The following is a 12529-nucleotide window of genomic DNA, read 5'->3' as shown; positions in this document are numbered from 1 at the left end:
CAACTCCATTATTGTAAAATTATATTTTCCTCTATTTCATGTCCATTAATATATTGTTCTATCGTCAAAGGCTTACCATTAGGAAACTGTACTCTTTTTATTAATAGAACATCTTCCTTACATGAAACTTTTACTCCATTTTTGCTTACATCTATAATAGTACCAGGCTCTTTAGTGCTTTTTTCTTTTAGAACTTCTGTTTCATATATCTTCATTCTTTCGTTCTTATAATCAGTGTAAGCAATTGGCCATGGATTTAGTCCTCTAACTAAGTTATGAATCTCTTCAGCACTTTTATTCCAATCTATATTAGCGATATTCTTATCAAGCATCTTGGCATAAAAAGTCTCATTTCCTTGCTTTTCTGGGACTATATCGCCTTTTGAAATTCCCTCTATACTTTTTACAAGTAAATCTGCTCCTCTAACCATTAATATATCATGTAATTCACCAGTTGTCATATTATTAGTAATTTCAACTTCATCCTTAAGAATCATATCTCCTGTATCTAAACCAACATCCATAAGCATTGTGGTATTTCCAGAACTCTTCTCTCCATTTATTATTGCCCAATTTAGTGGTGCAGCACCTCTATACATCGGAAGCAAAGATGCATGAAGATTTATACATCCATATTTCGGTATATCTAATACTTCCTTAGTTAAAATCTGCCCAAATGCCACTACTATAATAAAATCTGGTTTTAGCTCTTTTAATTTCTCTATCAAATCTCTATCGTCTTTTAACTTTATTGGTTGGTATATTGGGATTTCATGTTTTAATCCTTCTTCTTTAACTGCAGAGTACGCCATTTTCTTTCCTCTACCCTTTGGTTTGTCTGGTTGAGTCAAAATAGCAGTAACATTGTACTCTTTAATCATTCTTTGCAAAGAAGGAACTGCAAAATCAGGAGTACCCATAAATACTATATTCATTATATTATCCTCCTATCAGTATTTATTTTTTTGAAGCTCCCCTACCTTTAACTCTATCTATAAATAGAGTTCCATTTAAATGATCATATTCGTGCAAAATAGCTCTCGCAAGTAATTCTTCAGCTTCTATTTCGAATTCTTCTCCCTTTTCATTTAAAGCTCTAGCTCTAACGTAATTAGGTCTCATAACTTCTTCTGTTTCCCCTGGTAAGCTAAGGCATCCTTCTTCGTCTATTTGAGACCCATTTGTTTCTATTATTTCTGGATTAATAAATACTAGTGGCCCATCTCCAATATCTACAACAAATAGTCTCTTTAATATTCCAACTTGAGGAGCTGCAAGACCAACACCATCAGCATCATACATTGTTTCTTTCATATCTTCAATTAATGTCAATAATCTATCATCTATTTTATCAACTTCTCTGCATTTCTTTCTTAGTACGTCATCACCATATTTTCTTATATTTCTTAATGCCATTTTGTATTCCCCCTAAGTCATATTGTTAGGATTAATATCTATACTAACCCTTATTTCATTATATACACTCTTATTTAATAGATAAAGTGTATCTTTAACTTTTTCACTAAACTCATCATCAAAATTTCCTTTTATTATTATCTGCCATCTGTAATTTTCTTTTAATCTAGAAATTATACAAGGAACTGGTCCGAGAATATTAAGATCATCTACTACTAATTTTTTCAAATCGGCTTCTAAAGTATACATAAATTTTGTTAATTTTTCTTCAAATTTTGAAGATCCAACAATTAATAATATTTTACCAAAAGGAGGATTTTCCATCAACCTTCTAATCTTTATTTCTTCTTTAAATAGAGATTCATAATCCTCTTCTTGAGCACACTTTAAACTATAATGGTTTGGCGTATAGCTTTGAACTATTACCTTGCCTTCATCTTCACCTCTTCCAGATCTGCCTGCAACCTGCGTTATTATTTGATATGTTCTTTCAGAAGCTCTGTAATCAGGCAGATTTAAAGACATGTCTGCCGCTAAAACTCCAACCAGTGTAACATTTTTAAAATCTAATCCTTTTGACACCATTTGTGTTCCAATTAAGATGTCTGCTTCTCCATTTTTAAAACAATTATAAATTGATTCATGAGAATTTTTATGTCGTGTAGTATCAACATCCATTCTTAATACTCTTGATTTCGGAAAATACTTTTTCACTTCTAATTCAACACGTTCTGTTCCTGCTCCAAAAAATTTCACATATTTACTATTACATTTTGGACATACAGTTTTTGATTTTTCTGCTCTTCCACAGTAATGACATATCAAATATCCATTCTTATGATACGTCATAGAAACATCGCATTCTGGACATTTGAATACATATCCACAACTTCTACACGAAATAAATGTTGAATACCCTCTTCTGTTTAGAAACAAAATTACCTGCTTTTTATCTTTTAAAGTTGCCTCTATTTCAGCCAAAAGTTTCCTACTGAACAATGATAAATTCTTACTCTTCAATTCTTCCCTCATATCTACTATTTCCATATGCGGCATTTCTTTCCCATTAGTTCTTTTATGCATTTCTATTAGTTTATATTCACCACGAATAGCTTTATAGTAACTTTCAATGCTCGGAGTTGCTGACCCCATAACTAATTTACAGTCCTTAATTTCACATATGAACTCACTTACTTCTCTAGTATGATATTTAGGATTATGTTCTGATTTATATGTATTTTCATGTTCTTCATCAATTATAATAAGTCCAAGATTCTGAAGCGGCAAAAACAAGGCACTTCGTGCTCCTATAACTAATTTAGCTTTCCCTTCTTTTACTCTATACCACTCATCAAATCTTTCACCATCACTTAACCTGCTATGAAAAAGTGCAACATTTTCTCCAAATCGTCCCTTAAATCGTTCAATCATCTGAGGGGTTAATGAAATTTCCGGAACTAAAACAATTGTACTTTTATTTTGACTTAACATTTCTTCAACCAGTCTTATATATACTTCTGTCTTCCCAGATCCCGTAACACCTTTTATTAGATATTTTTGATCAGGACTGTTTAAAATCGTATTAAGACAGTTTTCCTGTTCTCTTGTAAGTTTCTTATTACTATCAGTATCATATATTCGAGTATTGTATCTAAATACTGTTTGTTCTTCTGTTTTTAGTATACCTTTTTCTATTAACTTATTTAATAGGTATAAAGAAAAGCATCCATTACTAACAATTTCTGTTTTTGTATAAATCCCATTGTTGCTAGCTACGAAATCATATAATTTTTTGTAATTTTCTTTATCAAGCTGATCTTCATGTATTTCTTCATTTACTAAAACTACTTTTTTCTTTTTTTCCCTTAACCCCTTCATAATTCCAACAGGAATCATAAGTCGGATTGCATCAATAAATTTACATAAATACTTTCTTCTTAAAAATTTAATTACTTCCATATCATAGTTTGTTAATATAGCATAATCATCGCATATATTTAAAATCTCTTTCACTCTATAATTGAAATTAATTAAATCATCTTCCTGCAATATTGAAAATACAAAGCCTTCTATTGGTCTGCTTTTAGGCCCAAAAGGCACTTTAACTCTAAATCCTATTCCTATTTTATCCTGAAGTTCGCTAGGTACTTTGTATGTAAATGGCTTATCAATCTCCAAAGCATCACTATTTATAATTATTTCAGCATACATGATATTTATACCTACCACCTCACATCTAATCTTATATTAACAATATTCAATATTAGATAATTAACATTCTGATTATTACATAAAAACTAATAATCAGAACTATTTCATACTTATACATCTACCTTCATTTGCGTATCATATGTATAAGTATTTCCAATATTAATAAAAGAAGCGCAAATTCTAGCGCTTCTCAAGTATAATATCAAATAAGTTAGTTGCAATTTTTTCTTTGCTCATCTTATCTAAGTAAATTTCCTTACCTTCTTTAGACAAGATTATTACTTTATTATCTTCTGAGGCAAACCCAGTGTCACTTGCTGTTATATCGTTTGCTACAATATAATCTAAATTTTTTCTTTGTAGTTTTGACATAGCATTATCTTTTAACTCTTGGCTTTCAGCCGCAAATCCTACTAGAATTTGATTTTTCTTTTTGCTTCCAAGCTCCATTAGAATATCATTATCTCTAATAAATTCTATGCAAAGCTCTCCATCACCTTTTTTTATTTTTTGTGTGCTATAATTTTTAGGCTTATAATCTGCAACTGCAGCTGACTTTATTACTATATCTGCTTCATCAAATATGTTCATAACTTCATTTTTCATTTCTTCATTTGTAGAAACCTCTACAACATTAATATCTTTTGGAGCTATTATTGATGTTGGTCCAGATATTAATGTTACATTGGCTCCTCTATTTCGTGCTTCCTTTGCTATAGCATAACCCATTTTTCCAGTTGATCTATTTGTAATAAACCTCACCGGATCTATAGGTGCTATAGTTGGACCTGCTGTTACTACAACATTTTTATTTAGCAAATCTTTATTTTCATTTAATTCCATTAAAACTTTGTCAACAATAATTTCAGGACTTTCAAGTTTACCTTTACCGCTTGTTCCACAAGCAAGTCTTCCTTCAGCTGGGTCTATGAATTCATATCCAAGTGACTTTAATTTCTTAATATTTTCTTGGACTATAGGATTCTCATACATATTGGTATTCATTGCAGGCGCAAAAATCACTTTTGCCTTAGTTGCCATTATTGTAGTCGAAAGCATATCATCTGCTATTCCATTTGCAACTTTACCTATTATATTAGCTGTAGCAGGTGCTACTAAGAATACATCTGCCTTTTCTGCTAAACTTATATGTTGAATCTCCCAAGCTTTCGGTTCTGCAAACATATCGCATGTAACCATATTCTGACTTAAAGATTGAAATGATAATGGAGTCACAAATTTAGTAGCTGATTCTGTCATAATTACATTAACATTAATATCTTTTTTAACAAGTAAACTTACTATTTCTAATGCCTTATATACTGCAATTCCACCACTTACACCCAACACTAAATTCTTTTTCATTTTATTTAAGACCTTCTTCTAAAATTTCAAATTCAACTGCATCTTGATCTACTTCATTTATTGCAATTGTTAAAGGTTTATTTGATTTTATTGAAATCTGAGGTTCTGCACCTTCTATTATTTGTCTAGCCCTTTTTGATGTTAAAATTACTAAAGAATATCTGTCATGTATCTTTTCTAATAAGTCTACTACTGATGGACTAATCATAGAGTTGTTCATGAATAATTCCCTCCTTTGAATCTAATATACTATCTTTTATTCTATCTACTCTGCATTTTTCAGCAGATATTATAGCTTCTAATTTTTCTACAGCTATCTCTACTTTATCATTTACTACTGCATAATTATATTTTGAAATAAAATTAATTTCCTTATACGCTGATTTAAATCTCTTCATTAGAGATTCGTTAGTTTCACTGCCCCTGTTAATGATTCTTTGTTTTAACTCTTCCATAGATGGTGGAAGAATGAATACAAAAACTCCTTCTCTTGTGTTTTCTTTAACTTTTAATGCACCTTGTATATCTATTTCTAGAATAACATCTTTCCCACTTTGTAACATTTCTTCAACGTTAGATTTAGGTGTACCATAGTAATTATCATACACTTCTGCATATTCTAAGAAATCATTACTTTCTATCTTTTCTACAAACTGCTCTTTGGACATAAAAAAGTAATTAATGCCTTCTACTTCTCCAACTCTTGGAGATCTTGTAGTAGCTGATACAGACAACATTACATCCTTATTTTTCTCCATAAATCTTTTACATATAGTACCTTTTCCAGCACCAGACGGTCCTGATATAACTATTAATAGACCTCTCCCTTTAGTAATCATTATTCATCATCCTCATCAACTGCCATATCATCTTTTGTAGATAATCTATGAGCTACTGTTTCAGGTTGAACTGCTGATAAAATAACATGATCGCTATCTGTTATTATTACAGCTCTAGTTCTTCTTCCATAAGTAGCATCTATTAGCATACCTCTATCCCTTGCCTCTTGAATAATTCTTTTAATAGGTGCTGATTCAGGACTCACAATTGCAACTAATCTATTAGCAGAGACTATATTCCCAAAGCCTATGTTTATTAACTTTATTCCCATTTTTTACCTCCTAATTATTCAATGTTTTGAACTTGTTCTCTTATCTTTTCAATGGTATTTTTTATCTCTATTACTTTGTTAGTCATATTTATTTCTGTTGATTTAGATGCTATAGTATTAGCTTCTCTATTCATTTCTTGAATTATGAAATCTAACTTTCTTCCAATAGGTTCATCTAAATCTAACGTACTTTTCATTTGGCTTAAATGACTTCTGAGTCTTGTTATTTCTTCATCTACTGCTGCTTTATCTGAAAGAATAGCCACTTCTAATGCTATCCTGCTTTCATCTATATCAACACCAGATAATAGTTCTTCCAATCTTTCTTCAAGTTTCTTCTTGTAATTCTTTGGAATACTATCAGCTACCTTTTCTATTTCTTCAACATAATTCTCTATAATCTCAATTTTTGATAAAATATCAACTTTTAATTTTTCGCCTTCTTTGCATCTCATATCATTCATTAAATCTAGAGCCGATTCAATCAGAGGCGATATCTCGCTAAAAATATCATCTAAATCATCATCCAACTCTTCCAATGTAATAACATCAGGAAATTTAGCTATTTTAGTTGTAGATATATCATCAATAACGTTCAATTCACTTTGGATTTGTTTTAAACATTTATAATACTCTTCAGCTAACTTCATATTTAGATTTGCTTTTCCAATGTTATTTCCATATGCTTTATAATTAATAAAAACATCAACTTTACCTCTATTTAGTCTTTTACTAATTATCTTTCTTATCTTCTCTTCTAAAGCCAACATCGTTCTAGGCATTCTTATATTTATATCTAAATATCTATGATTTACGCTCTTCATCTCTATAGAGAAACTTGACTTTCTTCCATCTTCGCTTTGAGCCCTTCCAAAGCTAGTCATACTTTTTATCAACTGTACACCTCCTTTTAACTTTTAAACAATTTGGAGTTTGCTTTACTAAGTATAATCATAATAAATTTCTATGTCAACATTCTGTTCACAAATTGTTAACATTTATATTTACAAACCTTATAAAACCTTAAATTCATCTCTTTACTAGAGATTAGTGAAGGGTTGTTCGGTTTGCCGTTTGTCATCAACTTGCTTGAAATCACGCAAAAACAAGTATAACCAATAATATTTTTCATAATTAAAGATAATATCTTGATTAGTGACAAGTTATTTAAAATAATTGTATCTAGTAAAGGTACATTATTATAAACTAGACAGAATACTCACTTTATATATAAAATTTAAAGGTTTCATATTTATGAAAAAATTTATTTATGCATTTATAGAGATACCTTATTGCAGTGGTTGCTAATTTAAATAACAAATGTATTTTAATACGATTGAATCCAAAGGAATATGTAACAATATTTACTAATTTCTGTGACATAATTGTAATATTAGCTATTTATAATTAAGGCAAATAAAAGCTAATAAACAAAATTTTATTGAAAAAGGTTTAGAAAGGAAGTAATCAATATGAAAAGTAAAAGCATAAATAGTAAGGTTATAACAGGAGCCATTTTAGCAAGCCTAATTATAGGATCAAGTAGTATAGGGGTATTTGCAGCAGATACATCTAATACGACAAGTGATACATCAACAACTCAACACCAAAGAATGCAAGGTAGAGGATTTGCAACTAAGTTAGATGCATTAGTTACAGCAGGAACTCTAACATCAGATCAAGAAACAGCAATAGAAAACACTCTAAAACCACAAGGTAATTTCAATGGCAGAGACCACAAAGACATGTTTAAGAATAAGTTGTCAGAATTGGTGACAGCTGGAACCCTAACATCAGATGAACAAACAGCAATAGAAACTGCATTAACTAATGCTGGTAATGAAAAAGGTGGATTTAAAGCAGCTTTAGACAGTTTAGTAACAGCTGGAACTTTAACATCAGAAAAGGAAACATCAATAGAAAATGCTCTAAAACCACAAGGTAATTTCAATGGCGGAAACCACAAAGACATGTTTAAGAACAAGTTAGCAGAATTAGTAACAGCTGGAACCCTAACATCAGATGAACAAACAGCAATAGAAACTGCATTAACTAATGCTGGTAATGAAAAAGGTGGATTTAAAGCAGCTTTAGACAGTTTAGTAACAGCTGGAACTTTAACATCAGAAAAGGAAACATCAATAGAAAATGCTCTAAAACCACAAGGTAATTTCAATGGCGGAAACCACAAAGACATGTTTAAAACTAAACTTGATGCATTAGTAACTGCTGGAACTATAACTGCAGACCAAGAAACTGCTGTATTGAATGAATTTACTCCCTCAAAATAATATTCTTTATGGAATATATACAGAACGTAACATTATAGCATAGGTTATTCAACAACTAATTTTTGCAAATAGTTAATTGAGAAAATATTCTTAGGAATCAAAGATTCCTAGTATTCTATAAATAGCAAAAGATTACTTAACAACTATTTATTAAACCATTGTTAAGTAATCTCTCTAATATAATTTATTTTTTGGCAGGTCGGCGTATCCTGCATCTCTGATTACTAAGACTAGCGCGTGAGGAGCCTTTTCTCACCTCAAAAAACAAAATTTATTTCAAAATTAATTATAATATATTTTCTTTTAATTCACTATCTTCAACTTTTATTAATCTTCCTTTATATATTCTAGCATTCATTTTTGATAATGTTATTGGATACATAGTTGCGACATATATATATTGATCTTCTAAATCAACTTCCAATCCTAAAAGTAAGATAATATTATCAACCTTCTTAACTAATTCAAGAGAGTCACCAACTGATCTCTTATAATTCACACCAACATATTGTGGATCTTTAATCACTTTTTCTATAGTATCTATTATATTATCCTTGATTTTTTTTGTGAATTGCCTACCATGTCTTTTTTTTATATGGTTTACAACACCTGGAGAGGCATAAACTATTCTAGGTAAATCAAGCTCTAAGAGCTCACTTATAGAGATTTTAATTTTACCAACTTTCTTATAAGCTTTATACTCTCTTTTCATAATACCCCTCATTTATATCCTTTCTTTTATTATATCCCAGTAGTATGTATTTTTCCACCACTTAAATAAAAAATCATGGTAAAAAAAGTGTTGATTTTATTACTTTACAATACATAAGGCATATACGAGAAAAACGAACCCAAGATACCATGATCATTTTCATTAGGCATGGAAGCAGATTCCTCTTATATCTAGCCTATTTTGGTTCTCTGCCTCCGTGAGCCGAGAACCAAAACCTATGATTAAGTGTAAATCGCTTGCTCATGGACCTTAGAGAGTGGAGCCTCCCCATGTACTTGAAAATAGGCTTGGCATATGCACTCGTTATTCTCTTTATTATGCCTAATATGTAGTATCACTAATATAACTAATTTACTTAACTACAATATAAAATCAACACTTTGTTAGGATTAAATTATAAAAATCTTTATATCAGATTTTTTAAAGTATTATACAGATTAATCCACCATTACCTTCATTAATAATTTTCTGCAAAGTTTTTTGAATCTTAACTTGAACATCTTCTGGCATTTTATATAGCTTATTTTGTAATCCTTCTTTTACTAACACTTCTAAAGATTTTCCAAACATATTACTTTGCCAAAGAAGGGCTGGATCTGTTTCAAATTGTTCTAGAAGGCCTTTTACTAGTTCTTCGGATTCCTTTTCTGATCCCATTATAGGGCTTATCTCAGTTTTAATATCACACTTTATAAGATGTAAGCTTGGAGCACTTGCCTTTAATTTAACTCCATATTTATTACCTTGTTTAACTATTTCAGGCTCCTCAAACTTCATTTCCGAAAGTTGTGGTGCAACTAATCCATAGCCACTCTCTCTTACATCTTCTAATGCATCTTTAACCTTATCATATTCACATTTTGCATGACTTAGGTCATTTATTATGCTTAGTAAGTCACTTTCTGAACCAACTTCTAAATTACATATCTCACTAAGAACCTTATAGAAAATTCCATCCTTAGGTTTCATAGATATTTTTGCTGTTCCACTACCCAAATCAACTTCATTTATGGTTGCTTTTCCCATAAAGTCTTCATTTTCAAAATCATTTAAGCAGTATTTTATGTCTCTTACCTTAGAGACATCTTGACTCATGTTCATAATTATGTTGAAAAAGTCTTTTTTTAGCCAATGGTTACATTCCAATTTTTCTAACCATTCAGGCATATCAATATTTATTTCTTTTACAGGGAATTCCTTAAGTACGTGTCTAAATAAATCCTCAATATCTTGTTCTTCCATATTATAAACATCCATAACTTGAACAGTTACATTATATTTATCTTCTAATTCTTTTTTCAATGCCTTAGTTTCTTGAGAATTAGGCTTATTAGTATTAAGAACTACAATAAATGGTTTATTTAGTGACTGTAATTCATATATTACCCTTTCTTCTGGTTCTACATAGTCATTTCTATCTATTCCAGTTATACTTCCATCAGTTGTAATTACTAATCCTATTGTTGAATGGTCTTTTATAACTTTTCTTGTCCCAATTTCTGCTGCATCCTCAAAAGGTATTTCGTAATCATACCATGGTGTATGAACCATTTTAGTTTCCTCACCATCTAGATATCCTAATGCTCCTTTTACAATATATCCTACGCAGTCAACCATCCTTACTTTAAATTTTATTTCATCCCCTAAATTTATTTCTACTGCTTCATTAGGTACAAATTTAGGTTCTGTTGTGTGAATATTTTTTCCTGAGCCACTCTGTGGTAACTCATCTTTTGCTCTTTCCTTTTTATAAGTATTATCAATTTTAGGTATTACCATAAGATCCATGAACTTTTTAATAAATGTAGATTTCCCTGTCCTAACTGGTCCTACGACTCCTACATATATGTCCCCTTGGGTTCTATCGGCTATATCTTTGTATATGTTAAAATTGTCCACATTTTTCCCTCCCATATTCTTTTTTCCAATATATATATATTCATGCTTTATTTAAAATATACAAATATAATAAATAAAAAATTTTAACACAATTCTAATCACTAAATATATGATTAAAATATTATTAAAATTCCTATCTTTAAAATTAAACATTAACATTAGGCATAATTAAAAAAGAATAAAAAAATAGTGGCCAACATATTCAAACATACTTGATCTACTATTTTTATAGCGTGTATAAAATATCACTATATATATAACAATTCTTCATAATAACTCTGAAGACATTGCAAAAATTTTAGCCGTAATTGTGAAATGTGAATTACAACATATATATTTTTTCAAGTAACTTTTCACACAACCTATTGAGGAATTTAATCAGACTATAATTTACTAACATTTGAAAATACAAAACCAGCTATATAAAAAATCAATCTTTTTTATATAACTGGTACAAATAACTTGAAAATAAATTCCTAAAATATACTCATATTCCAATACTATAAATATTAAAATAATTCACTCTTTTTGTCTCTATTCATGAGTTCATCAACAATAGACTTGGCATTCTTTCCTTCAAATAATCCTTTATAGAGTCCATCTGTTATAGGCATTGATATACCTATTCTTTCCTTCAGTTGATAAAATGCTCTACAAGCTTTTACTCCTTCAACAACCATTCCTACTTCTTTTAAAGCGTCTTCAAGAGACATACCTTTACCTATTAGTAAACCAGCTCTTCTATTTCTAGAATGCATAGATGTACAGGTAACTATTAAATCCCCCATACCAGTTAAGCCGTAAAAAGTTTCTGCTCTTCCACCAAGTGCTATTCCAACTCTAGAAATTTCCTTCATACCCCTAGTTAGTAGTGCAGCTTTTGTATTGTCTCCATACCCAAGGCCATCTATAACTCCTGCAGCTAACGCAATTACATTCTTTACAGCGCCACCAACTTCTACTCCTATTATATCGTCATTAGTATAGACTCTAAAATATGGTGTCATAAATAAATCTTGAACATCAGCAGCAAATTTCATTTCTTTAGATGTACTGACTATTGTAGTTGGTATTCTCATCACAACTTCTTCCGCATGACTTGGTCCTGATAAAACTACAACTGGATTATCTAATTCTTCTTCAATTACAACCGATAATCTTTTATCTGTGTCTTCCTCAATACCTTTTGCAATAGATATTATTGGAATATCTCTAGGGATCTTTCCCTTAATCGCTATACACATACTTCTAATTACATGGGAAGGTACTGATAAAACTATATAATCAGCACCATCTATTGCTTCTTCAATACTATTAAATGCAGTTACTCCTTTAGGAATTGCAAAATCTTTCATATACTTTTCGTTTGTTTTCTTAATGTTTATTTCGTTAACAACATTCTTATCTCTATCGTATATATTAACAACATTATTTTTTTCTGCAAGTAAAACAGCTAAGGCACTTCCAAAGCTTCCTCCTCCTAAAAAAGTAATTTTACTCATA

General features: G+C 30.3%; 12 protein-coding genes. 1 reads left to right on the top strand and 11 read right to left on the bottom strand.

The window, feature by feature from the left end; all coding sequences use genetic code 11:
* Positions 1-8: 8 nt before the first annotated feature.
* The 8 genes from fmt to L1S46_RS02930 all read right to left on the bottom strand — a co-directional run bounded on the left by fmt (position 9) and on the right by L1S46_RS02930 (position 6999).
* Positions 9-935 (bottom strand): methionyl-tRNA formyltransferase, encoded by a 927-nt coding sequence (gene fmt, locus L1S46_RS02965; protein WP_238899197.1) that lies wholly within the window; start codon positions 933-935, stop codon positions 9-11.
* Between the two features lie 22 nt (positions 936-957).
* Positions 958-1416, bottom strand: coding sequence for a peptide deformylase (gene def, locus L1S46_RS02960; RefSeq protein WP_017210771.1), 459 nt, complete (start codon positions 1414-1416; stop codon positions 958-960).
* Between the two features lie 12 nt (positions 1417-1428).
* The gene (gene priA, locus L1S46_RS02955; RefSeq protein ID WP_238858632.1) at positions 1429-3627 is read right to left on the bottom strand and encodes a primosomal protein N'; all 2199 of its coding nucleotides are present in this window, start codon (positions 3625-3627) and stop codon (positions 1429-1431) included.
* 180 nt (positions 3628-3807) lie between these two features.
* Positions 3808-4992, bottom strand: a complete 1185-nt coding sequence (coaBC, locus tag L1S46_RS02950; RefSeq protein WP_011968483.1) for a bifunctional phosphopantothenoylcysteine decarboxylase/phosphopantothenate--cysteine ligase CoaBC — start codon at positions 4990-4992, stop codon at positions 3808-3810.
* A 1-nt stretch (position 4993) separates the two neighbouring features.
* Positions 4994-5212 (bottom strand): DNA-directed RNA polymerase subunit omega, encoded by a 219-nt coding sequence (rpoZ, locus tag L1S46_RS02945; protein WP_011968482.1) that lies wholly within the window; start codon positions 5210-5212, stop codon positions 4994-4996.
* Positions 5193-5831, bottom strand: coding sequence for a guanylate kinase (gene gmk, locus L1S46_RS02940; RefSeq protein WP_017210773.1), 639 nt, complete (start codon positions 5829-5831; stop codon positions 5193-5195). Before gmk ends, rpoZ begins: the two co-directional genes overlap by 20 nt.
* Positions 5831-6103: a DUF370 domain-containing protein gene (locus L1S46_RS02935; RefSeq protein WP_011968480.1), complete on the bottom strand. Its 273-nt coding sequence runs from the start codon at positions 6101-6103 to the stop codon at positions 5831-5833. Before L1S46_RS02935 ends, gmk begins: the two co-directional genes overlap by 1 nt.
* Before the next feature lie 14 nt (positions 6104-6117).
* Complete coding sequence (locus L1S46_RS02930; protein ID WP_017210774.1) at positions 6118-6999, bottom strand: YicC/YloC family endoribonuclease; 882 nt, start codon at positions 6997-6999, stop codon at positions 6118-6120.
* 576 nt (positions 7000-7575) lie between these two features.
* Between L1S46_RS02930 and L1S46_RS02925 the strand changes: the two genes are divergently transcribed.
* On the top strand, positions 7576-8394 hold the full coding sequence (locus L1S46_RS02925) for a hypothetical protein (RefSeq protein ID WP_238899196.1): 819 nt from the start codon (positions 7576-7578) through the stop codon (positions 8392-8394).
* 286 nt (positions 8395-8680) lie between these two features.
* On the opposite strand, the gene L1S46_RS02920 is transcribed toward L1S46_RS02925, so the two are convergent.
* The 3 genes from L1S46_RS02920 to L1S46_RS02910 all read right to left on the bottom strand — a co-directional run bounded on the left by L1S46_RS02920 (position 8681) and on the right by L1S46_RS02910 (position 12528).
* A complete protein-coding gene (locus L1S46_RS02920) occupies positions 8681-9106 on the bottom strand; it encodes a hypothetical protein (protein ID WP_011968477.1) in 426 nt (141 codons plus the stop codon).
* Between the two features lie 441 nt (positions 9107-9547).
* Positions 9548-11026 (bottom strand): stage IV sporulation protein A, encoded by a 1479-nt coding sequence (spoIVA, locus tag L1S46_RS02915; RefSeq protein ID WP_238899195.1) that lies wholly within the window; start codon positions 11024-11026, stop codon positions 9548-9550.
* Between the two features lie 509 nt (positions 11027-11535).
* A complete protein-coding gene (locus tag L1S46_RS02910; RefSeq protein ID WP_011968475.1) occupies positions 11536-12528 on the bottom strand; it encodes an NAD(P)H-dependent glycerol-3-phosphate dehydrogenase in 993 nt (330 codons plus the stop codon).
* Between the last annotated feature and the right edge of the window lies 1 nt (position 12529).

The organism is Clostridium sp. YIM B02500 (assembly GCF_022324665.1).
Classification (GTDB): Bacteria; Bacillota; Clostridia; order Clostridiales; family Clostridiaceae; genus Clostridium; species Clostridium beijerinckii.
This window is presented reverse-complemented; position numbering and strand designations above follow the sequence as displayed.

Coding starts and splice junctions, on each gene's coding strand:
- fmt (WP_238899197.1), bottom strand. CDS start 935: ATGAATATAGTATTTATGGGTACTCCTGATTTTGCAGTTCCTTCTTTG.
- def (WP_017210771.1), bottom strand. CDS start 1,416: ATGGCATTAAGAAATATAAGAAAATATGGTGATGACGTACTAAGAAAG.
- priA (WP_238858632.1), bottom strand. CDS start 3,627: ATGTATGCTGAAATAATTATAAATAGTGATGCTTTGGAGATTGATAAG.
- coaBC (WP_011968483.1), bottom strand. CDS start 4,992: ATGAAAAAGAATTTAGTGTTGGGTGTAAGTGGTGGAATTGCAGTATAT.
- rpoZ (WP_011968482.1), bottom strand. CDS start 5,212: ATGAACAACTCTATGATTAGTCCATCAGTAGTAGACTTATTAGAAAAG.
- gmk (WP_017210773.1), bottom strand. CDS start 5,831: ATGATTACTAAAGGGAGAGGTCTATTAATAGTTATATCAGGACCGTCT.
- L1S46_RS02935 (WP_011968480.1), bottom strand. CDS start 6,103: ATGGGAATAAAGTTAATAAACATAGGCTTTGGGAATATAGTCTCTGCT.
- L1S46_RS02925 (WP_238899196.1), top strand. CDS start 7,576: ATGAAAAGTAAAAGCATAAATAGTAAGGTTATAACAGGAGCCATTTTA.
- L1S46_RS02920 (WP_011968477.1), bottom strand. CDS start 9,106: ATGAAAAGAGAGTATAAAGCTTATAAGAAAGTTGGTAAAATTAAAATC.
- L1S46_RS02910 (WP_011968475.1), bottom strand. CDS start 12,528: ATGAGTAAAATTACTTTTTTAGGAGGAGGAAGCTTTGGAAGTGCCTTA.